18 protein-coding genes are annotated in these 21,870 nt (G+C 45.2%); 7 read left to right on the top strand and 11 right to left on the bottom strand.

Annotated features, from left to right (window positions below; all coding sequences use genetic code 11):
* Nucleotides 1–301: 301 nt before the first annotated feature.
* Genes J7545_RS23795 through argH form a run of 3 tightly spaced genes read left to right on the top strand, consistent with a single transcriptional unit; the run spans nt 302 to nt 3,388 of the window.
* Nucleotides 302–1,759 (top strand): PP2C family protein-serine/threonine phosphatase, encoded by a 1,458-nt coding sequence (locus tag J7545_RS23795; RefSeq protein WP_318699328.1) that lies wholly within the window; start codon nt 302–304, stop codon nt 1,757–1,759.
* Between the two features lie 11 nt (nt 1,760–1,770).
* Entirely contained in the window at nt 1,771–1,971 is a 201-nt protein-coding gene (locus tag J7545_RS23790) for a hypothetical protein (protein ID WP_318699329.1), read from the top strand.
* 25 nt (nt 1,972–1,996) lie between these two features.
* Nucleotides 1,997–3,388, top strand: a complete 1,392-nt coding sequence (gene argH / locus J7545_RS23785; RefSeq protein ID WP_318699330.1) for an argininosuccinate lyase — start codon at nt 1,997–1,999, stop codon at nt 3,386–3,388.
* 103 nt (nt 3,389–3,491) lie between these two features.
* Here the strand turns inward: argH and J7545_RS23780 are convergent, their stop codons facing one another.
* Nucleotides 3,492–3,677 (bottom strand): hypothetical protein, encoded by a 186-nt coding sequence (locus tag J7545_RS23780; protein WP_271941479.1) that lies wholly within the window; start codon nt 3,675–3,677, stop codon nt 3,492–3,494.
* A gap of 186 nt (nt 3,678–3,863) precedes the next feature.
* Here J7545_RS23780 and J7545_RS23775 point away from each other — a divergent pair, with 186 nt between their 5' ends.
* Together J7545_RS23775 and J7545_RS23770 are read left to right on the top strand one after the other, a co-directional pair.
* Nucleotides 3,864–4,319, top strand: coding sequence for an NUDIX hydrolase (locus J7545_RS23775; protein ID WP_318699331.1), 456 nt, complete (start codon nt 3,864–3,866; stop codon nt 4,317–4,319).
* Between the two features lie 171 nt (nt 4,320–4,490).
* Entirely contained in the window at nt 4,491–5,738 is a 1,248-nt protein-coding gene (locus J7545_RS23770) for a DNA repair exonuclease (RefSeq protein WP_318699332.1), read from the top strand.
* A 29-nt stretch (nt 5,739–5,767) separates the two neighbouring features.
* Here the strand turns inward: J7545_RS23770 and J7545_RS23765 are convergent, their stop codons facing one another.
* From J7545_RS23765 to J7545_RS23720, 10 genes are all read right to left on the bottom strand, one after another.
* Nucleotides 5,768–7,522, bottom strand: a complete 1,755-nt coding sequence (locus J7545_RS23765; protein WP_318699333.1) for an ATP-binding protein — start codon at nt 7,520–7,522, stop codon at nt 5,768–5,770.
* A 48-nt stretch (nt 7,523–7,570) separates the two neighbouring features.
* Nucleotides 7,571–8,476, bottom strand: coding sequence for a PhnD/SsuA/transferrin family substrate-binding protein (locus J7545_RS23760; protein WP_318699334.1), 906 nt, complete (start codon nt 8,474–8,476; stop codon nt 7,571–7,573).
* Between the two features lie 87 nt (nt 8,477–8,563).
* A complete protein-coding gene (gene bioD / locus J7545_RS23755; protein WP_318699335.1) occupies nt 8,564–9,244 on the bottom strand; it encodes a dethiobiotin synthase in 681 nt (226 codons plus the stop codon).
* Between the two features lie 28 nt (nt 9,245–9,272).
* Complete coding sequence (locus J7545_RS23750; protein ID WP_413038746.1) at nt 9,273–10,781, bottom strand: site-2 protease family protein; 1,509 nt, start codon at nt 10,779–10,781, stop codon at nt 9,273–9,275.
* Between the two features lie 143 nt (nt 10,782–10,924).
* Nucleotides 10,925–11,347 (bottom strand): hypothetical protein, encoded by a 423-nt coding sequence (locus J7545_RS23745; protein WP_318699337.1) that lies wholly within the window; start codon nt 11,345–11,347, stop codon nt 10,925–10,927.
* A 9-nt stretch (nt 11,348–11,356) separates the two neighbouring features.
* On the bottom strand, nt 11,357–11,665 hold the full coding sequence (locus J7545_RS23740; protein WP_318699338.1) for a hypothetical protein: 309 nt from the start codon (nt 11,663–11,665) through the stop codon (nt 11,357–11,359).
* 86 nt (nt 11,666–11,751) lie between these two features.
* Nucleotides 11,752–12,420, bottom strand: coding sequence for a ribonuclease III (rnc, locus tag J7545_RS23735; RefSeq protein ID WP_318699339.1), 669 nt, complete (start codon nt 12,418–12,420; stop codon nt 11,752–11,754).
* 196 nt (nt 12,421–12,616) lie between these two features.
* Complete coding sequence (locus J7545_RS23730) at nt 12,617–12,853, bottom strand: HNH endonuclease signature motif containing protein (protein ID WP_318720207.1); 237 nt, start codon at nt 12,851–12,853, stop codon at nt 12,617–12,619.
* Nucleotides 12,854–13,185: 332 nt separating this feature from the next.
* Nucleotides 13,186–14,091, bottom strand: coding sequence for an N-acetylmuramic acid 6-phosphate etherase (gene murQ, locus J7545_RS23725; protein WP_318720206.1), 906 nt, complete (start codon nt 14,089–14,091; stop codon nt 13,186–13,188).
* A gap of 4 nt (nt 14,092–14,095) precedes the next feature.
* Complete coding sequence (locus J7545_RS23720) at nt 14,096–14,497, bottom strand: DUF3110 domain-containing protein (RefSeq protein WP_318699850.1); 402 nt, start codon at nt 14,495–14,497, stop codon at nt 14,096–14,098.
* A gap of 260 nt (nt 14,498–14,757) precedes the next feature.
* On the opposite strand from J7545_RS23720, the gene J7545_RS23715 reads away from it, so the two are divergent.
* Nucleotides 14,758–20,892 (top strand): translocation/assembly module TamB domain-containing protein, encoded by a 6,135-nt coding sequence (locus tag J7545_RS23715; protein WP_318720205.1) that lies wholly within the window; start codon nt 14,758–14,760, stop codon nt 20,890–20,892.
* 58 nt (nt 20,893–20,950) lie between these two features.
* Nucleotides 20,951–21,844, top strand: coding sequence for a Uma2 family endonuclease (locus J7545_RS23710; protein ID WP_318699848.1), 894 nt, complete (start codon nt 20,951–20,953; stop codon nt 21,842–21,844).
* Nucleotides 21,845–21,870: the final 26 nt, after the last annotated feature.

The following is a 21,870-nucleotide window of genomic DNA, read 5'->3' as shown; positions in this document are numbered from 1 at the left end:
GAAAGCCCTACGGAGCAAGCTTTTCAGGATAAAAAACTTGTGGATAAATGAGAATACTTGCCCCGTAAGACTAGAGTATCGCTCTCCCCCATGATAGCTCTGGGATTTTTGAATCTCTGAAGTTTATCCGGTTTTCCCTATTCCCTATTCTTTTATTCCCTATTCCTGGCTCATAGATTAAGATGAACGAGGATCGGCCACAATTGACCGGATTAGAGTATCCTGAATACCCAAAGATGCTGACCGAACTCTTGAGATAACCTGTATTCCTCCTTTGTCTACACTCTTGCACCCCGAGCAAATGAGCGCTGTGCCAATTCCCCAACCTTCCCCCCAACCAACCGGCAATTCAACTCCCCAATTGCCCACCAGCACCCCCAAACCTGTGAGTGAGGATCAAACCCCAGTCCATGCTCTGAAGGAATTGGTGGTTCGTCTGAGGCGAGAGCAAAATAAAATTCAAGATCTGTTAATGTCCTTGGGGTTTGCCCTCCGCAGTTTTAACAACCTCAATCAATTTCTAGAGTTAATTCCCTTGATGGCAGCACGGGTAACGGATGCAGATGGAGGCGCTTTGGTTTTATTTCAAGCCAATGGCAAATTGAAACTTGAACAAATGCATTGTCATGACTCCCACCAATGTCAAGATATTCGCCAAGCCCTAGAAACGGTCAATACTCAACTGAGAGGTCGTTATGGGCGATCGCTGAATATGGAAGAGATGACGGTTTTGCTCGATCGCGAAGTGAATCATTATCTCGGTTCCCATACCCAATTATTTGGTACAGCAGTAATTGTGCGCAAAACGGAACGGGGGAGATTATATGTATTTAGTCGCAACTCTGACTATACCTGGACGGAAACTCGCGAGAAATTACTGCGTTTAATCGCCGATCAAACAGCAGTGGCGATTGAAAATGATGAGCTGTCCGCAGAGCTACGCAAAAAAGAACGATTGGATCGGGAATTGGAAATTGGTGCAGAAATCCAAAATCAACTCTTACCCCATACCTATCCCCAAATTGAAGGACTTAAACTGGCCGCTCGCTGTCAAAATGCTAACCGAGTCGGAGGAGATTACTATGATTTTATCTCGATCCATCCCCCAGAATGGTTAAAACGCTCTGGTACTCAGGCTCAACCGTCGAGGCGCTGGTGTATTACGGTGGGGGATGTGATGGGAAAAGGGGTTCCGGCGGGTTTAATCATGACAATGTTGCGGGGAATGCTGAGGGCAGAAGTCCTCAATGGACATTCTCCTTCGCGAATTCTTCAACATCTCAATCATGCGATGTACCAAGATTTAGACCAAGCGAACCGCTTTGTGACCCTGTTTTATTCGGAGTACGATCCTTCGACCCAGGTTTTATCTTATAGCAATGCGGCCCATAATCCGCCTTTGCTCTGGCAAGCCTCGAATCAGTTGATCCAACGTTTAGATACGATGGGGATGCTGATTGGTTTGGATCTCAACTCAGAATATGAAGATGCACAATCTCAACTGTATCCAGGGGACATTATTCTCTACTATACAGATGGGTTTACAGATGCATCCAATCGTAAGGGCGATCGCTTTGATGAAGAAAACCTGATTGAAGCCTTTCAATTGGCCTGTCAGCATTACGCCAATCCCCAAGCTATTCTAGATTACCTGTTCGATCGGGTGAATGAGTTTATGGGGCCGGGGAATGACCATCGAGATGATATGACTCTTGTGGTGATGCAAGTTGACCCTCATAGACAATCAGCGGTTCATTAGAAAGGTGAGTTATGACTTTAGGTTCTAAGTTTAGTGTGTATGGTGTCGGTGGTTTCTTAAGTGTCGTTTTAGCTCAACAGACTGATGCCGATCTGATGGCTAATGTCAAGACGGCTTTTGCTAATTTTATTGAAAGTGGACAGGTTTGGGCGTTTATCTTAGGGATTATTTTGGGCTATATCATTCGCCAAATTACTACCTATGGTGGTTAGGGTTCGTTAACGAGGAAACACGATTATGACTGAGAAGAAAACCTGGAGCGATCGCTTTGAGAGTGCTTTACATCCGGCGATCGCCCGTTTTAATGCGAGTATCGGCTTTGATATTGAGCTAATTGAATATGATATCGCCGGTTCCATCGCTCACGCCCAAATGTTGGCCCACACGGGGATTATTTCTGTCGCAGAAGGGGAGCAACTGGTGGAAGGGTTGCAACAGGTTTTGCAGGAGTATCAACGGGGAGAATTTCAACCCACTGTTGATGCGGAAGATGTGCATTTTGCGGTGGAGCGACGGCTAACAGAAATTACCGGAGATGTAGGCAAGAAACTGCATACTGCTCGCAGCCGCAATGACCAAGTGGGAACGGATACGCGGCTCTATCTGCGCGATCGAATCGGTAAAATTAAAACGCAATTACGGGAATTTCAGCGAGTTTTAATTGATTTAGCCGAGCAGAATATTGAAACTCTCATCCCCGGTTATACCCATCTGCAACGGGCCCAACCCTTGAGTTTAGCTCACCATTTGTTAGCTTATGTGGAAATGAGCCAACGGGACTGGGAGAGGTTAACGGATGTGGCGAAACGGGTGAATATCTCTCCCTTGGGTTCTGGAGCGTTAGCGGGAACCACGTTTCCGATCGATCGCCACTATAGCGCCAAGTTGTTGGGATTTGAGCGCGTATATAACAATAGTTTAGATGGAGTGAGCGATCGCGATTTTGCCATTGAATTTGCCTGTAGCGCCAGCTTAATTATGGTGCATTTATCCCGGTTAGCCGAAGAGGTCATTCTCTGGTCTTCCGAAGAATTTCGCTTTGTCACCCTCAAAGATAGCTGCGCCACCGGTTCGAGCATTATGCCGCAAAAGAAAAACCCCGATGTTCCCGAACTGGTGCGAGGTAAAACCGGGCGCGTATTCGGTCATCTGCAAGGGTTACTGGTATTAATGAAGGGGTTGCCCTTAGCCTATAACAAGGACTTACAGGAGGATAAGGAAGCCCTCTTTGATACAGTCAAAACCGTACAAGCCTGCTTAGAAGCCATGACTATTTTAATGGCAGAAGGCTTAGAATTTCGTCCCTCCCGCCTCCAAGAAGCCGTAGAGTCTGACTTCTCTAATGCCACCGATGTAGCGGATTATCTAGCAGCTAAGGGGGTTCCCTTCCGAGAAGCCTATAATTTAGTGGGGAAAGTGGTAAAAACCAGTCTAGGGGCTGGAAAACTACTCAAAGACCTGAGTTTAGACGAATGGAAAGCCTTACATGAAGCCTTTGAAGCCGATATTTATCAGGCGATCGCCCCCCGTCAAGTCGTAGCCGCCCGCAATAGCTATGGGGGGACAGGGTTTGAACAAGTTCAGCAAGCCCTAGATATGGCTAGATCCCGCTTAAACTCCGATACTTAGACCATTTCTTTTCAGGATTGCTAGTTATCAGAATCGATATTAATCCTTAATAGACAAGGGGCTTCTAGCCCCTTGTTCAATGCATCTTCAAATAGAAATGGTATTAGCTCCCATCAGAGGTTGCTTCAACTTCATTCTCTTCCTTTTCTTTCTCCTCTTTCTCATTTTGGAGACTATCCATCGGAGAACGTCTGCTGGTATAGCCCCGATGAGTCCGTTTACGGAACTTACGAGCGTATGCTAGGTTTCTTTGAGCCTTTTCTTTTTTCGGATTACGGCGTTTCGCCATGTTCACCTCATTGGAAATCACTGATGGCACAGAAGAGTGATTATAACCCTTCTGTGGGTACATCAGCAAGTTGCATTAGCGCTCTTTCTTCAAGCCTCGACTTTGAAAAACTAACACGTTAAGATGATCGAACCTCTTGCTCAGTCCCTAACTTTGCACTGCCCTTATTCCCTTGATTGACTTCCTATGAGCCGTCTGTGGCAAATTTTTCAAACTGTTCTTGGACTCATTTTCCGCCATCCCTTGGTGGGAACCAGTATTGTACCGATTCTTCCCGATGGACGTGTAGTCTTAGTGCAACGCAAGGATGATGAATCCTGGGGCTTACCCGGAGGATTAGTCGATTGGGGCGAAACAATTCAGCAAGCAGCAGTGCGAGAAGTGGCGGAAGAAACTGGCTTAACCGTGGTGAGTATTCGGCGATTAGTCGGGGTATATTCTGCACCCGATCGCGATCCGCGCATCCATTCCGTTTGTATTATGGTGGAAGCACAAGTAGAAGGGGAGATTAGCATTCAAGATACCTTGGAAATTCAAACGGTTCAAGCTTACGACTGGTCGAATTTACCCGAAGGTAGCCTTTCCCACGATCATCGCCAACAAATTGACGATTATCTCCAAGGAAAAACGGCCCTCGCTTAAGGTGAAGGGGACACGGATGCAAGCTCTTGGGAGAGTGTCTATTACTTACAGCGCAAAGTGCTGTTATAGAGTACACTGTTCAACCCCCAAAGCCATGTACCACAATCCTATTCCCTATTCCCTGTTCCCTGTTCCCTAGCGCAAAGCGATACATACGATCTTTGATTAATTATGGCTCGATTTTTACACCTGTCGGATGTTCATTTGGGATTCGATCGCTATGATAATGCAGAGCGAACTAAGGATTTCTTCTTTGCCTTTAAGGATGCCCTAGAGAAATATGCGATCGCCGAATCGGTCGATTTTGTCCTCATTGCTGGAGACTTGTTTGAACATCGCCAGATTCTACCGGCGACCCTGAATCAGGCGCAGATTGGTTTAGAATTGCTGCAAAAGGCAAATATTCCGGTTTTGGCGATCGAAGGCAATCATGATAATCTCCCCTATGGGACGCGCACCAGTTGGCTACGCTATTTAGCTGATAGTGAACTGCTCATTTTATTGGAACCCAATGCCGAACAAGCTTACGATCTGTGGACTCCGGAAACACGACAGGGAGGCTATATCGATCTGCCTTGTGATGTGAGAGTGATTGGATCTCGCTGGTATGGTGCATCCGCTCCGAAAGCTATTCTTCAGTTAGCAGACTCGATTCAACACTTGCCCGATCCCCCGACCTATCAGATCATGTTATTCCACCATGGTTTAGAAGGACAAATTTCTCGCTATTCGGGAGCGCTGAAATATGATGAGTTAAGACCTCTTAAAGAAGCTGGAATTGATTATTTAGCCTTGGGTCATATCCATAAACAGTATACGGCTGAAGGATGGATTTTTAATCCAGGTTCAACCGAAGCCAATAGTATTGCAGAGGGACAGGATCAAAACCCAAGAGGAGTATATTTAGTTGCTCTTGAAAAGAGTGAAATACAGGCACAGTTAAAGCGAGACTATTATCAACGGCCGATTGTGCGACTTAAGCTAAAAGTGAACAAGCAGCAAACGCAAGAGGAAGTTGAAGAAGCAGCCGAGAAAAAAGTGGGTGAGGAAATATACCAGACAAAGGAAGCGATCGTTGAATTGCGAATTGAGGGACAATTAGGATTTAATCGGTTAGATATTAATGTCCGAAAATTACGGCAAACATTACACGAAAAAAGTCAGGCGCTCATTTTCTTGCTCAAATATGAAGTCACTGGAACTGAGTATGAAAGTCCTTTCCCCAAAAGTGGAGAACCTCCTAAACGAGAGGAAATTGAACAACAAGTTTTTGAAGATTTACTCAGTGCCAATACCCGTTATCAGCCTCAAGCTGAACCCTTGGCAAAAGGATTAAGAGTCTTAAAACAACAAGTGTTAGACAGCGAACATCCATCAGTTCTTTATCGCTTTGTCGAACAACTTTTGAGTGAGGAATGATGATTATAAATCCGTATTTTACTGCTAATTTAAGCCTGAACCAACTCAATGGGAAGCGTGATTTCAAAGGTCGTTCCTTTACCCATTGCAGAAAAGACTTCGATTTTCCCCTGATGTTTCTCGATAATGCGATAGGAAATGGCTAAACCCAAACCCGTTCCTTTGCCAATTGGCTTGGTTGTAAAAAATGGGTTAAAGATCTTATGGCGAATTTCTTCCGGAATTCCCGGGCCATTATCTTGAATCTTAACCTGGATTTTATCTGGATTGATTCTATCCGTTGAAATTGCGATCTGTTTAGGCTCGATTTCACTACTTAACAAAGCATCAATTGCATTCACAATTAAATTTAAAAATACTTGATTGAGTTGGGAGGGATAACAAGTGATATCCGGTAATTCTCCATAAGTTGTAATGATTTCAACGCCTAATTTGAGTTTGTTACCAAGAATAATCAACGTACTATCTAAACCTTCATGAAGGTTAACATCTTTTACTTCTGATTCATCTAAACGGGAGAAGTTTCTTAAAGAAGAGACAATAGATTGAATGCGGTTGGTTCCCATCCGCATTGAGTCCAAGATTTTCGGAAAATCAGATTGAATATACTCAAAATCGATTTCTTCCATCTTTTCTGTAATTTCTGCCCTAACATCTGGATAAAGTTCCTGGTAAAGACTCAGTAAATCTAAAAAGTTATCTAGGTATTCTTGGGCATGGCTAATATTGCCATAAATAAAACTAACAGGATTATTGATTTCATGGGCTACTCCAGCAACCATTTCGCCCAAGCTTGACATTTTTTCTGTTTGAATCAGTTGAGCTTGAGTCTCTTTTAAGGTATCTAATGTTTCCTTCAACTCATGAGTCCTCTCTTCAACTCTGTTTTCTAAAAAAGATTGCGCTTCTGAGAGTTCATAGAGCTGTTTTTTGACTTTTTGAATGAGTTGATTTAAGGCATTTGCTAAGATGCCAACTTCATCGTTAGTCAGGACAGGCGCTTCGAGATCGTAATTAGATTCAGCCGTCACTTTTTGAGCGGTCTGGGTTACTACTTCAATGGGGCTAGCAATTTTTCTTCCGGTATAAAAAGCTAAAATAAATGCCATAGAAGTAGAAACCGTTAGACTAAAAAAAATGACGACTTTGCGGATTTTTTTTGCCTGCTTAGTTTGCAGGGATGCCTTTTCTTGATAATCCTCGGAAATTTGTAAAAGTCTGTTGAGTTGATTGCTTAATCTCTCAAATTGAATGTCAATTTCTTGACTCTCTTTCTCCAGAACAGCCAGCAAAACTTGCTGTTGAGCATTGCCTCGTTTGTCTGGTGATAATCTCAGGGGATCGACTTGAGGTAGGATTTCTTCAAAGCGCTCGGCATAATTATCTATGACTGTTTGGGCTTGTTCGCAAAAGCGATCGATAGATTGGGCTGCACTTCCTGAAAGGTCTCCTAATTGATTCAGTTCGCTTACTAAGCCTTCTATGTAATCAATATCTTCTTCAAATTGCTGTATCTTGTAACTGAACCATAGGGCTTCTTCTACCGTACTAATGAGTTTATAGGGGTGGGATTGAATTTTGAAGATGTAAGTTTCTAGGTTGTGCAGTAGCTCTTCTTGTTGAATGGCTTTGGTCAAACTTTTCTGTGCTTGTTCTTCATAATAATCGCCAATTAAAAATCCGATAAATGTTCCAGAAATGGAGATACTCACCACTAGGAAGTTAGCGTAACCAATTTTTCTGAAGATACTGGAAACTTGCCAGTGGTTCAGCCACTGTTTCATGGTGAATTGCTCCATGCTTGCTTGGGTTAGCTTATGAATGATAATAGGTTATTGGTTTGGAGAAAGTAAATCTTCTTCACCGATCGCCTTATATCCCTCCCGAATCAGGTCGTAATCTTCGTCTTTAGCGGGAACTATTTGTGACTGGGCGTATTTTTTGTTCGCTGGGGAGACCCCAATCGCGTCAATTAATTTCCTTTCATTTTCAACAATCCGAGCTTGCAGTTGTGCGATACACTCTGCATTTAGGGATGGATTCGCAACAATCAGATCGTTTGGCAAGGGTTTGCCCTGGGAAATCCGGGTGAATTCTGATGCTTGAAGATTATATTTTTCTAGGGCACGCTGATAGTGATGGTTACCATCTGACCAAGCGTCTAGCTTGCCATCCTTGAGTACCACTAAGCCGCGATCGCTGCCAATAATTTCTACGTTAAAATCTTGATTGGGTTTTAACCCCATATCAGCTAATATTTTCAGAGCGCCTAAGTGACTTGCAGTTGAACCCTCTTCTCGAATGCCAATAGTTTTTCCTTTGAGCTGTTGCAAATTCTCAATCCCGCTGTTGGCATTGGCAACAATGACGGTATAATAGCCAGGACGGGTAATTCCTACTAAGGGAATCGCGTCAGCATTGGCTTTTAAAAGCACATATTCAGAAGGCCCTGCTAGAGCGAGATCGATACGCTCAAAGAGTAATGCAGGGACAGCAGTAACGCGGTCATTCATCGGAAAGAGATCAATAGAAATTCCCAAAGCTTCCCCCAAAATGGTTTGAAATTCACCAAAGTCTTTTTTTAGCTCTTCTTCTCCGAAAATATCGGTAACTGCTAAGGTCAGTCGCTCCGGACAAGCGGCGATCGCTTCCCGGTTGCTGTTTGTAGACTCTATTTCCTGGGAACCACAGGAGATTAAGAAAAGTAAAGGTAAAACCAGTAATCTTTGCAGTTTCATGGGTTATGTCATTCCAATAATTGTTAGAGAATTTTAACCCAAAAGTGAAATTGGATAATGATTAGCTGGCTTGATTTTTTTTAACTTTTAATAGATGAAAAAACGCTCTAGATCGAGACGGGCTGCTGCTTGGGTCAATTGGCTTACATCTCTGGGATTCTCTAAATAGGGAAGTGTGCCTAGAATTGGCATTTGAGTGAGGGACTCGATGAGGGAAATGGGGGCCCATTGTTCCTGTTGGGTAGGAGTACAGGGATGGATACAATTGAGAACTAGTCCGATCAGGGGTACGCGATATTGACGGGCGAGAGCTACATTGGCAACCGTTTGGGCGATCGCCCCCAACTTAACCGGAACGACTAACACCGTGGGTAGTTTCCAGTCCCTGGCTAAGTCGGCAATAACCAATTCATGAGTAATCGGCGAACCTAAACCCCCCAAACCTTCCACAATTACCAACTCTTTGCTCTTCTGAAGGCTAGTAAATGCCTGCCATATAGGGGCAAGGTCAATCGTCTTATTCTCCACTTCTGCGGCAATAGGAGGGGCAACTGGAGTTTGCAGATAGAGGGGGGTAATGGATTCTGGAGCCTGGTTGAGGATAAATAAATCCAGGTAGAGTTCTAGGTCTCCCACTCCAGATTGAATAGGTTTCATTACCCCTAGGGGTCGGTCTTTGTAATAGGTTTGCCAATAGGCAATTAAGGCTGTCGTTAAGACACTTTTGCCCGTTTCCGTATCCGTTCCTGCGATCAGTAGACTTTTCATCCCATTCAAACCTAGAGGAGAAACATAATCACCCAATCCCTAAACGCCCGGCTAAACTGGGAGTCAAGGGCATCAGAGTGGCAATCATCAAAAATAGGGCTAAAAGAGCCAAAGCAGCGCGAGCATCATTGGGTTCTGTAATTTCATTTGAGCTAGGTCGCTCTAAATCCCGTTGTAGGACTAAAATGACGATCGCCCAATACAACGCTAATGGAGTCACAAATGAGGCAAACCCCAACACAATTAACGTGGCAACGGTGGTGATTCCGGCGATTTTGCGTCCGTAAATCGCTTGTACCATGCGCCCTCCATCCAATTGACCCGCAGGCATGAGGTTAATGGCACTGAGAACTAAACCTAACCATCCCATTAAGGTTAATGGATGCACATCAACGAGGGAATTTTGCAACACATCCCCTAAAATTCCTCGGGCTAAGGTTCCCACTAAAACTGAACCTTGGAAAAATTGGGAGGGAATTTGAAACAGGCTACCGGGATGGGACAAGGATAAACCTAAAATTAACAGAAATAGGGATAATAAACCCCCTGCTGCTGGCCCGGCAATGGCAATATCAAACAGAACACTGCGGTTGGGTAAGATGGACTCAAACCGGGTAATAGCGCCAAAGGAACCGACTTGCCAGGTGGGGAGGAAAAAGGGCAAACTGAGGCGAATGTGGTATTTTTTGGCTATCCAGCCATGGCCCAACTCATGAACTAATAATATCGCCCACAGGCCAATGGCGATCGGCAGGGCTTCGGGCCATCTTGACCATTCACTAAACCAGTCAAACCCTTGAAAAATACCGCCTGCTTCCATACTGGTGGCGAGGGTAGCGAGTCCTAAACCTACGGCTAAAGCCTTTTGACCCAGGGTGAGGGGTTTGGGGTCTTGACTTTGGGGAAGTACGATCGCAATGGGCTTATTATCTGGGCCCATAACTAAGAATAACCGATAGCGATCGCCCAGGCGCCCCTTTAACCGCTCCGAAAGTTTCTCATACGACTGATCTGGGTCTCCTCGTAAATTCCCCTTAAAAATTGCCCCTTCTTGATAGGGCAGAGTTTCCGTGAGAAAATAGGTATCGATGCCAAAAATTTCCTTAATCTGATTCAATTCCTCTGCTGGAATGCCAATCGGTTCTGACGCAACAACCGAAGGCATCTCCCCAGTTTGAGCCGCCAACGCTTGGTCACTGAGGGAAGTCGAAGGGTTTTCCTGCCGCTGTTTCAAGCGCTCTGCTACCTGTTGACGCAACAGCTCATCTTGTCCCGATACTCGCAACTGTCGGCCCAGAAAAATATAAATTGCGGTTGAACCCACCAGCATAAACAAAATTCCCGCCAAGTTGAGATAAATTCCCAGGGAAAACAGCCCAAAAAACAACAACCAGGGAACCATCAGCACCACAGATTGCAACCAAGCCAAGATTCCCAACCTACCATAGGGACGAGCGCGTTGAAATCCCCAAAACAAGATGCCCAGGGCAACGAGTAAGATGAGGAATGTAAGGGAATTGTTGGACACAGCAGACATCATAGAGGAATTGCCAATGGGACAGAATGCTACGCCTTAGAGCTAGAGAGCCAAGGCATAGGCCAATTTAATTATACCAGGGGACAGGGGATAATTAATAATTAACAATTAACTCTCTATTTTCTCGATAGTCGCTTTTAATATTATTTTAACCGGATCGGTTCTATTTGACGATCGCACTCAGCATTCTCAGAAATAGCAACAACAGGAGAATCGAGATCGAGACACCAATTTTCATCGATAATATTTAACTGAGCATCTAAAACAAGAGTCAGTTCGCCAATTTCTTCATCTTCTGAATTATTATATGGGGTGAGTAAAAATTCCAACTTAATCCACGGACAAGCCTTCTCGTTGACCTGGTTAATACCAATAGCACTATTCACCAGAGTAATGGTTGGTGAGTCAAGCAATGTAACCCGATCGTAAAATTGATTTTCACTGTCCCAATAACCTTGGATATTATCGTTACAGGATTCTAGATGTTGTTGAGCAATTCTGCACGGTTCAATTTCATCTAGAAATTGGGATAAGCTATTCCAAACAGTATGATTAGGGATGGTCATAGTGATGTTTTAATGACTGGTTCTCATGCCAGGGAAATGTAGTATATTTTCGATAAAGTATCCATGCAACCGGTAATCTCCTCCTTGTCCTAAGACTTTTGATTTCAGGTCAAAATCGGGTAATTCCGAAGGAACGAGACCGATGCTACCATTGGCTGGAACTCTACCATTTTCAATAGCTTTCAGATGTTTACTCTGTCCATCATAGCGTTGAGCGAGGCGGATTTGCTTTTTCGCAAACGAGACCAAGAATTCTTCCGCAGTTTCGTAGATAATATCAGGGATAACATCTGTCCAATTGCTGGGTAAGGGTTCCATTCCTCTTTTGCGCGATCGCTCCTCTATTTACTCTAATTTTACTCCCGCTTAACCAAAACTGATGTTTGCGTAAGTCTAAAGTTAGATTAGATAATCCCCTTTTCTTTTAACTTACCTAGGGCATAAGTAGCCGCTTCCTTTTCTGCATCTTTTTTGCTTCTTCCTTTGCCTTTACCCCAGGCTTTATCACTAATAAAAACTGTAGACATGAATTCTGGAGCATGATCCATACCGCCTATTTTTTCCGTTACATATTTGGGAGGATTTTTGGCTCCCCTCGCTTGGACTAATTCCTGTAATCGATTTTTTGAGTCGATGTTGGAACGAGCCACCATTTGCTCTTGAGGGACAGAATCAAACAGTTCTTCTATGACAGAGCGCACTTTTTCCATGTTTTGATCGCAATCTAAATAGTAAGCCCCAACAATGGCTTCAAAGGTACTACTGAGTAAATTTGGATTTTGATATCCCCCTTCTTTGATTAACCCTTGACTTAGACGCATTCTCAAGTCTAGACCAACTTCAACTGCAAATCTAGCCAATTGTTTTTGATCGACTAAAGCGGAGCGCCGTCTGGTCATTTCATCTTCTCCCATTTCCGGATAGCGCTGATAGAGATATTGACCACTGATAAAGGTCAAAATGGCATCACCAAGAAATTCTAAACGTTCATTGTGTCCTATAGCTCCAGGATTTTCATTAACATATGAACGATGGGTTAAGGCACGATGGAGAAGTTTTTCATTTTTAAACATCAAAAGTTTGTGAAAGTAACTAGCATCTTCTGCTAGTGATTTTTGCTTTTTTCTTTGTTTTAAATTTATCTCTTGATGGTCTATATCCAAAGTCATAGATATGGAGTATTTTATGATTGATTGCAATCCTCTATTATACTGTATATTTAATTAAAGTTGTAGGGGGAGGTTTAAAACCTCCCCCTACAACAATAGACTACCTCACTTTTTTCCTAAAAGATGGGGGAGGAAAAAGGCTATGTCCTCGTTGATTATTGCAGGAAAAACAGGTAATACGCAGATTTTCTAAAGAGTTAGAACCTCCATGTTTTTTAGGAATCAGGTGATCGAGGGTGATTTCTTCGGGGGATAGAATGCATTCACACCAATAACACCGAGTGCCAAACTGTTCAATGAGTTTGGCTCTTTTATTCTGTTTTTGTTTGGAATTCATGGTTTACTATTCCAATAACTACAGTTGGAATATCGCGTACAAGCAAAAGTGACGCTTAAGTGAATAAGCGACAGTTTTCTTGATTACATCTTAGTAAACGTCTCAAACTTACTACCTTCGAGCCTCAAACCAGTGCAGATCCAGTCTGCTGAACTACCAGTTATCTGAAGGGCTAATTCCTGATTCAGATACATGCTAGGCCAGAATACTGGACTTGCACTAACCTGAGAATCGGAGGTACTACCCATGAGACGAACACTTATGGATATTCTTACCTTGAATTGTTGCACCAAACAATCTTTAATGTCAAGAGTCTCAACTCAATTCTACTCTCAGGAGGAAACAGCAGCTAAAGCCGATCGCAGATTTCCTTGGTTTTGATCCAGATAACTCTGAGCTGTTTGAGCATCCACTCCTGTCCAAGCCATCAGTAAAGCTACCTTAACCCGTTGTCCGCTCTCGTCTAAAAGTTGCTCGCATTGCGATCGCCCCAACTCCGTTAAATCCTCTAAAATGCGTAGAGCGCGATCGCGTAACTTCGTATTCGTCACCGCCACATCCACCATCCGGTTACCATACACCTTCCCCAATTTCACCATCACCCCAGTAGACAAAATATTCAGCGCCATTTTCGTTGCCGTTCCCGCCTTCAGGCGCGTGGAACCAGCCAAAACTTCCGGCCCCACTAATAAGCGAATATCCACATCCACCGCGATCGAAACCTGCTCAACAGGCACGCAAGCCATAAAAATCGTCGTTGCCCCCTGTGCTTTTGCCCCCTGCAACGCCCCCTGAACATAGGGCGTTGTCCCTCCAGCCGTAATTCCCACGACCACATCCTTCGAGGTCACCTGATACTGCTCAATGACCTGCACCCCATCCTCAAATCTATCCTCTAAGCCCTCAGAACTGCGTACCAGGGCAGCCTCACCCCCGGCTAAAATCCCCTGTACCATCTTAGGGTCAGAACAGAACGTAGGCGGACATTCCGCCGCATCCAGCACCCCTAAACGGCCGCTCGTTCCCGCGCCCACATAAAACAACCGTCCCCCATTTTGAAGCGCTAACGCCGTCCGATCAATGGCTTCTGCTAACTGTTCCTTCGCCTGCGAACAAGCCACAACCGTTTGAGCATCTTCCCGATTAAACAGCTCCACCAACTGCACAGTTCCCAATTCGTCTAACGTTAAACTTTGGAGATTAATTTGCTCTGTTAACAGATGACCTCGATTTTCCATGGTCTTATAACAATCCTTCCAAACTTCGGCGAATGCGATCGAGTTCTTCCGAACTCATTTCTGACTCTGACTCTTCAGCGCTCGGTACATCAGGCTCTTCCTCACTCCAATCTAAAGAATCCACATTACTCTCTGGAGGAATGACCAATTTCCCCTCACTCACCCACTCAAAATCTAGATCTGCCTCTTCGCAAAACGCCTTAATCTCATCTTCATCGATCGCCTCTACACTAGGAGAAGGGAAATCCTGAGCCTCTAACTGCAAGGCAAACCGAGTGGCATCATCCTCGACTTCAAAGACTAAAACCTTATTGCGCACTTGCCTAGGATTGGTGTGGGGAACCTTAATCGTATGAATTCCCTCATTTTCCGTGCCTACATTAAACAACAGGACATAAACTCGCATAAGCTACTAGAAGTTAACGCTCCCAAATTCGATTATTTTCCCTTATTTTATAGCAGTTAGGGGATGGGGTGACACGGAGACGCGGGGATGGGGGGATAGGGAGATGGGGTGACGCGGAGACGCGGGGACGCAGAGACGCTCCGACGCGGAGACACGGAGACGCGGGGACGCGGGGAAATTGCCTTTTGCCTATTCCCCATTCCCGCGATTCCCGTGGCATCATCAGAACAAGGTGTGAGTATTCAGAACGGTGTGAGGACATGACAACCCCTAACGATCCCAATCAACTACCAGAATCGGATCTTGAGCTTATGGATGCTGAAGATCAACAGGAGCCATGGGAAGACGCGGACGAGCCGGGAAAATGGCGACGTTGGGCTGGATGGGGGTTAGGTGGTGTGGTGCTATTGTTGGTGGCGGGAGGAGCCTATGGTTGGCATTGGGTACACACAGGATTAGGCCCCATGGTGGCAGAAGCGTTGAGTAAAACCCTCAAGCGTCCCCTAGAAATTGGCCCGGTGCAGAGGGTATCTTTAAATAGTATCCGCTTTGGCCCTTCTGGATTGCCTGCCACTGCAACCGATCCCGATCGCGCTACGGTAGAAGCAGTTGAGGTTAAGTTTAATCCCATTGATGTGATTGACAATGAGATTAATCTGGATCTGACCTTAATTAATCCCCAAGTTTATTTAGAAGAAAATGCAGAACATCAATGGCTGAATTTGGACATTACTGAAGAAGAGCCGAAAGAAGGGCAATTTAAGATTAATGTGATTAAAGCTGGGGTGCAAAATGCCACTGTGGTCTTGGTTCCCTGGAAAGGAGAAGGGGTAAGTGTTGAAGATAGTGTAACGTTTAAGCCGATTCGCGCCACTGCTGAGTTTTTTGACGAGTATAATCGGATTAGCTTTGATGCAACTGTAGCTCAAGATCAAAGTCCCGGAGAGGTGCAAGCGAAAGGAGAATTTTTGAACCGGGAGCAACGGGTAAGGGTACAGGCGCGATCGCAAGATCTAGACTTGATTCCCTTAACAAATTTAGTGCCCAATTTACCCCCAGAAGTAGCATTAACGGGCGGTAAACTCAATGGAAATATCAACGGACGAATTAATCTGCAAGATATTCCATCCTCTTTGCTCAATGGGACGCTATTGGTGAGCGAGATCGCTGGAGAGTATACCCTTCCAGAGTCCAAATCAGATGAGACTGAGCCGGAAAAACCAGAGGACAATGACAATACAGAAGAGCCTCAATTTGACATTACCCAAGTTCCCCTTTATCTGTCCCAAGGGCAAGCCACTCTGCAATTCCAAAATCAATTGGTGTTAGTCGAAGAAGGGTCTATTCTTTATGCCGATCGCCTTCCGATATCCCTAGAAGGAGGAATCGATCTGCAACAGGGGATTCAGGTTGTCGCTTCCTTAGAGCCAGTCACATTTAAAACACTGACTGAAACGATCGAGACGGAATTACCAGTACAGGCAACTGGAGAATTCCAAGTAAAAGCGAAGTTGGAAGGGCCGTTTGAGCAACCCTTACTGGTGGGATTATTTGAAACCACAAAGCCCACGCAAATCGATCGCGTCGAATTTGCACAAATCACCAGTCAATTTGCTTACGCCAATTCCACGATCGCTATTCAAGGCTTGAAACTGGTTCCTACCCTGGGTGGCGAAATACTGGGACAGGGAGAGTTGCAATTACCGGTGAATGAGCCTGCCAATCCAGATCCAAGTCAAGATAATGGAGGGGCGGGTTCGCCAAGCCTTGAGGAAGCCAACCCAGATCTTAGTGAACCCGCCCCTACTTCTGCACCGACAGAAAATAATACTCCTAACTCGCAACAACCCTTTCTGGTATTTGAAGCCCAAGGGCAAAATATTCCTGTAGATGCGATCGCTCAACTTTACCAAGTGCCTTCGGATATTACGGTAGGAACGGTTTCGCCCCAAATTCGAGTCATAGGGCCGCTGAATGATTTAGAGGCGATCGCCCAAACCAATCTCGCTGGCGGACAAGTACAAGCGGTTGCCCGTCTAGTTGGTTTAAATACAGGAACCAATTCCGTAGGGGCGGGTTCACCAAGATCGAGCTTGGAAGACCAAAAACCCGGCGAACCCGCCCCTACAGAGATACCCGGGCGAGAAACAGGGGAGGTGGCAACGCCACCTCTTCCCAAAATCCCCTTACAACTGCAAACCGAAATTAGGGCGGAAAACATCCAACTGGCTAACCTTTCTTCCCTTGTACCATCTCAACTGGCTGCACCGTTTAGTGGTGGGGCGCAGATGATTGTACCTCTAGAAAACTTTAGTCTGAATCAAGTTGAGGCGATCGCCGAAGGTCAACTGAATGTGGCTGGAGGACAAGTCAATATATCCAGTCGTTTGCAGAATAACCAAATTGCCACATTAGTGCAAGCGAATACGGTGCAATTGGGTCAATTTCGCAGCGAACTGGAACAATTTGTGCCACCCCAGCAATTTCAACTGCCTTTTGCCGAAGCAGCACCGTTTACTGGAGTGGCGGAAATCGTTGGCTCCTTAGATAACCCTAATCTGTCAGCAGTTCAAGGACGATTGCAAGGGACTCTGGATTTAGCTGGAGGTATAATTAGAGGCGGTGGTGTATTGGAGGGTGGACAGTGGGAAGCCGCCCTAGACATTAACCAAGTGCAAGCTTCCCTCTTGTCTCCTCAGTTACAGTTAGCTGCCAGGGAACAGACCTTTCTGCAATCTCCCCTGAGTGCAACCGTGAATTTAAGGGGAGATGTGAATAATTTATCTCCAGAGGCAATCGTTGCAGAAGCGAAAGCCGATTTAGATATTGCTGGAGGTCGAGTAAATGCGATCGCACAGGTACTCAATGGAGAGTGGAAAGCCTCTGTACGCGCTGATGGGGTCAATGTTGACCAGTTATCTCCCCAAGTTCCAGCTAATGTGCCCAGGTTACCCTTTAGTGGCGTAGCCAATGCACAGGGCCGGTTAGATGAGGTTTCACCCAATAGCATCTTTGCTGAAGCCCAAGGATTTGTAAATGTGGGTAATAGTATCGTTAATGTAGAGGCGATCGCTAGGCAAGGACAATGGCAAGCGAAAATGAATGCCGAACAGGTGGAGTTAGACCAGTTGGGTTTAACCTTACCGCCTGAGTTCCAACGCCTGACGGGGGCCGGGCAAATGATAGCCGGTGGACGGTTGGATAATTTCGATCCCACAGCGATACAAGCACAAGGGGAAGTTTTCCTCTCCAAGTTACCGATTTTAGAGCAAGGGCCATTTAAGTCTCAAATAGCCTGGAATGGGCGTTCTTTAGATATTGTTGCTGCCGCAGGTTCGGTTGTTGTGCCTTCTGAGACCTCTGTGAGGGCAGGTTCGCCCAATTTTTCATTTTCCAACCCAGATGCCCCTACTGCGCCCGTATCTGGCCTCGTAGCCGTCGGTCAAATTGTGCCCAATTTCCAAGATCTAATGGCTTCTCGGTATAATTTTACGACCGAGGTTGCCGATTTCAATTTAGCGACTCTGCCCTTTACGCTGCCTGATGCTGTAGCCGTGCAAGGTCAGGTGGATTTTGCAGGACGGATTGCGGGAACGGGATTACAGCCGAATTTAGATGGGCAAATGCGGTTGAGAAATGTGGTCGTGAATCAAATTGCCTTCGATCCAGTGATTGAGGGGCCGATACAGTTTACACCGAGTCAGGGAGCCGCGATCGCCTTAAAGGGAGAATCCGATGAGATTTCGGCGGTCATTGACCCCACATTTATGCCCGAATCGTTTACTTTTAAGTTGGGAGAGGCGATCGCCACCGGACAACGAACCCCTGCTTCTGAAGGCTCAGATTTAACCCATTTTCAGGTTGATGTGGCTCAGTTTCCCTTAGAGTTAGTAAACCTGATTCCCACGGCAACTCCTTTAGGGCCAATTTCGGGTACAGCGTCCGGTAATTTTAACCTCAGTTTCCCTCAAATCTTCGATCCGATGGCTGTTATTGCCCAAGGGGAAATTCAACTGGATAAACCCTCGATTGGCACCGTTGAAGCTGAGGTTTTAACCGCTAAATTAAACTATAGTGGCGGTCAAGGAGAATTAACCGATACTCAGTTAAAGATTGGCGAGAGTGAATATAATCTGCAAGGAGCCGTGAATCTAACCGATCTGAGCGATCCGCAATTTGAAGCCGAAGTGAAAATTGCCCAAGGTAGCGTACAAGATGTTTTGCAAGCCTTGCAAATTTTTGATCTAGAAGATATTGCCCAGGGTTTTGCACCGCCCACCGGAACAGCCGCAGACTTAGGCGTTGTGACTGTTGATCGGAGCCAGAGAACAGTCGAAGAGCAGTTGCGTCGCTTCTCAGAAATTCTCAAATTACAGGATTTACGACAGCAAGAGCGCGATCGCTTCCCCATTCCTGCTCTAGCTCAACTGCAAGGGGGATTTGATGGCGATATTAAGATTTCCGGCTCTCTAAAACAAGGTCTTTCAGCCGATATCGATTTATTGGGCGAAAACTGGGAATGGGGCAAATATAGTTTTAATCCCATTATCGTTAAAGGAACCTTGAAAGATAATGTTCTCACCTTACTACCGGTTCGCATTAATTCTAATGAAGGATTAATCACATTTTCCGGACAAGTCGGCGGCGAACAACAATCCGGTCAGCTAAAGGTTGAAGATGTACCTGTAGACTTAATTCAGCAATTTATCCCCGATTTACCCGTTGATTTAACCGGAAAAATTAATACGACTGCCACACTCTTAGGAGGAAGCCTACAAAATCCTCAAGTGATTGGTAAATTAGATTTATCTGATGGTACATTAAATGAAGAGCCGATTCAAGAAGCCACCGGTAATTTTTCCCTCGCCGATGGTCGATTGCGGTTTGGCGGTAAACTCTTAGTCACCGGAGATTCTCCCGTAACTTTGACGGGTAGTATTCCTAGTCCCCTGCCCTTTGGTTCTGTCTCACCGATTTCTCAAGACATTCAGCTAGACTTAAACTTGGAAGATGAAGGATTGGGAATCTTAAATGTGCTGACTCGTCAACAAGTGAATTGGGTAGCAGGGTCAGGAAACGTCAACATTAAAGTCTCCGGAACAGTAGATAATCCCATTGCTTTAGGAGAAGCAAAAATTGCTGATGCTACCCTGCAATCCCAAAATCTTTCAGAACCGATGACTAATGTCAATGGTGTGGTTAAATTTAACGGAGAGAAAGTCTTGATCGAGAATCTCACTGGCGATTTTAGCAAAGGAAAAATTGAAGTGGCTGGCTTAATTCCTTTGTCCGATCCTGATTTGCCTTTATCGGAAGAAGAGGAAAATATTCCGCTCAAAATTCAGTTGGAAGAAATTGATTTTAACTTCCAAGATATCTACAATGGAGGCGTAAATGGCAATATTGAAATTGCTGGTACAGCTTTGGAACCGGTCATCAAAGGGAATATTATTCTCACTCAAGGAAAGATTTTGCCCGCAGAAGCTACGAAACTACAACAGACGGATCGAGAAGATAAGGTTCCTTCCTCGAATAGCTTAGTTCCGGTATTTGATAGCTTTGATATTGATTTAACCGATGGTATTGCCATTTTACAGCCTGGTTTTGTTGATATTCACGGTGAAGGAACGCTAACTATTAATGGCCCCATTGATGATATTCGTGCTGATGGTGAAATTGATATTAACCGGGGATTTATCAATATTATTTCTACCCAGTTCCGCGTAGATCGTGAATATGAGAATAAAGCAAGGTTTATTCCCAGTCAGGGGTTAGATCCAGATCTGGATCTAGTGCTGCAAGCGTCTATTTCTGAGGTTCAAGGCAGTCGGCAACCGGAAGTTTTATTCTGGGGACAAAATGAAATTGATGACACTCCACCTTTGGATAACAATGATACGGAAACAGTGCGTATTCAAGCTGCAGTGACTGGGCCAGCTTCTCAGTTAGAAAATAATTTAGAATTAACCAGTTCTCCGGTACGCAGTCGTTCCGAAATTATTGCCCTCATTGGGGGCGGTTTCTTGAATACGATTGGCGGTGGTGGAAATACGACATTAGCGCTGGTGAATATTGCCGGATCGACAATTTTATCCAATCTGCAAACGACTCTGGGGGATGCTCTGGGATTAACGGAGTTACGAGTTTATCCAGTAGAAGATCGATCGCGTCGAGGGGCGATCGGTGTAGCAGGAGAAGCTACTTTAGATGTTACCCGTCAGTTTTCTACATCTTTGGGCAAAAATTTTACGTCTAGCGATCCGTTTCGCCTGCGGTTCCGCTATCGTTTGAGTGAAAATTTGGTGTTGCGTGCAGCCACGGATTTAGGAGGTGAAGAGTCAGGAAGACGGAGGACAGATAGTCGGCTTCAGTTTGAATTTCGTAAGCGGTTTTAAGTGTCCTTAAGATACAATCAGAAACAACCGAAAACTACCAGAACATGGGGAGCCAAAAATGTCAGTAGAACTCACTACCCAGACTTGCCCCGAAACTGAAACAATCCTAGATCCGGAGTGGAACCCCCCTACTCCACCTACCGACCTGATTTTTGATGATGGAGAACCCTTGGAAAGCAACCGCCACCGCATTGCCATGAACGTCCTGATCCGGTCATTGCAACAAGCTTGGAGCGAACGTAATGACTTCTACACGGGCGGCAATATGTTTGTCTACTACAGCGACAAAGAAGTGTTCAACAAAGATTTTCGCGGCCCGGATTTCTTTGCTGTTCTTGATGTCGATGGCACCAAACAACGACAGGGTTGGGTGGTGTGGCAAGAAGAGGGTCACTATCCTAATGTCATTGTGGAACTGATGTCACCGAGTACGTCCAAAGTAGATACAGGAAAGAAAAAAGATATCTATGGACGGATTTTCCGCACTCCAGATTATTTTGTCTATGACCCCTTTAAGCCCAAGTCATTACAAGGATGGCATTTAGACATTTCCAAGGGGTATCAGTCTTTGGTTGCCAATGAGCGAGGTTGGCTATGGTGTGAAAGTTTGGACTTTTGGCTGGGAACTTGGTCGGGAACAATTGACCGAGAGGAAGCGGTTTGGCTGCGCTTTTACGATACTGAAGGTAATTTGGTATTGTTACCCGAAGAAGTAGCTCAACAAGAGGCTGAAACAGCCCAACAACGCCTTGAGGAAGCTGAACAAGTGGTTGAGGCTGAACGTCAACGGGCAGAGGCTGAACGTCAACGGGCAGAGGCTGAATCCCAACGGGCAGAGGCTGAATCCCAACGGGCAGAGGCTGAGTCCCAACGGGCAGAGGCTGAACGGCAGCGATCGCAACGTCTTGCTGAACGGTTGCGGGCTATGGGGTTAGATCCAGATAATCTTTAATCAACCTGAGGAAGCGATCGCCAAAG

The sequence above is a fragment of the Roseofilum sp. SBFL genome (genome assembly GCF_017746885.1).
In the GTDB taxonomy this organism is placed as follows: Bacteria; Cyanobacteriota; Cyanobacteriia; order Cyanobacteriales; family Desertifilaceae; genus Roseofilum.
This window is presented reverse-complemented; position numbering and strand designations above follow the sequence as displayed.

Bases quoted from the DNA above. Each gene is read 5' to 3' on its own strand.
- J7545_RS23795 (WP_318699328.1), top strand. From the start codon at position 302: ATGAGCGCTGTGCCAATTCCCCAACCTTCCCCCCAACCAACCGGCAAT.
- J7545_RS23790 (WP_318699329.1), top strand. From the start codon at position 1,771: ATGACTTTAGGTTCTAAGTTTAGTGTGTATGGTGTCGGTGGTTTCTTA.
- argH (WP_318699330.1), top strand. From the start codon at position 1,997: ATGACTGAGAAGAAAACCTGGAGCGATCGCTTTGAGAGTGCTTTACAT.
- J7545_RS23780 (WP_271941479.1), bottom strand. From the start codon at position 3,677: ATGGCGAAACGCCGTAATCCGAAAAAAGAAAAGGCTCAAAGAAACCTA.
- J7545_RS23775 (WP_318699331.1), top strand. From the start codon at position 3,864: ATGAGCCGTCTGTGGCAAATTTTTCAAACTGTTCTTGGACTCATTTTC.
- J7545_RS23770 (WP_318699332.1), top strand. From the start codon at position 4,491: ATGGCTCGATTTTTACACCTGTCGGATGTTCATTTGGGATTCGATCGC.
- J7545_RS23765 (WP_318699333.1), bottom strand. From the start codon at position 7,522: ATGAAACAGTGGCTGAACCACTGGCAAGTTTCCAGTATCTTCAGAAAA.
- J7545_RS23760 (WP_318699334.1), bottom strand. From the start codon at position 8,476: ATGAAACTGCAAAGATTACTGGTTTTACCTTTACTTTTCTTAATCTCC.
- bioD (WP_318699335.1), bottom strand. From the start codon at position 9,244: ATGAAAAGTCTACTGATCGCAGGAACGGATACGGAAACGGGCAAAAGT.
- J7545_RS23750 (WP_413038746.1), bottom strand. From the start codon at position 10,781: ATGTCTGCTGTGTCCAACAATTCCCTTACATTCCTCATCTTACTCGTT.
- J7545_RS23745 (WP_318699337.1), bottom strand. From the start codon at position 11,347: ATGACCATCCCTAATCATACTGTTTGGAATAGCTTATCCCAATTTCTA.
- J7545_RS23740 (WP_318699338.1), bottom strand. From the start codon at position 11,665: ATGGAACCCTTACCCAGCAATTGGACAGATGTTATCCCTGATATTATC.
- rnc (WP_318699339.1), bottom strand. From the start codon at position 12,420: ATGTTTAAAAATGAAAAACTTCTCCATCGTGCCTTAACCCATCGTTCA.
- J7545_RS23730 (WP_318720207.1), bottom strand. From the start codon at position 12,853: ATGAATTCCAAACAAAAACAGAATAAAAGAGCCAAACTCATTGAACAG.
- murQ (WP_318720206.1), bottom strand. From the start codon at position 14,091: ATGGAAAATCGAGGTCATCTGTTAACAGAGCAAATTAATCTCCAAAGT.
- J7545_RS23720 (WP_318699850.1), bottom strand. From the start codon at position 14,497: ATGCGAGTTTATGTCCTGTTGTTTAATGTAGGCACGGAAAATGAGGGA.
- J7545_RS23715 (WP_318720205.1), top strand. From the start codon at position 14,758: ATGACAACCCCTAACGATCCCAATCAACTACCAGAATCGGATCTTGAG.
- J7545_RS23710 (WP_318699848.1), top strand. From the start codon at position 20,951: ATGTCAGTAGAACTCACTACCCAGACTTGCCCCGAAACTGAAACAATC.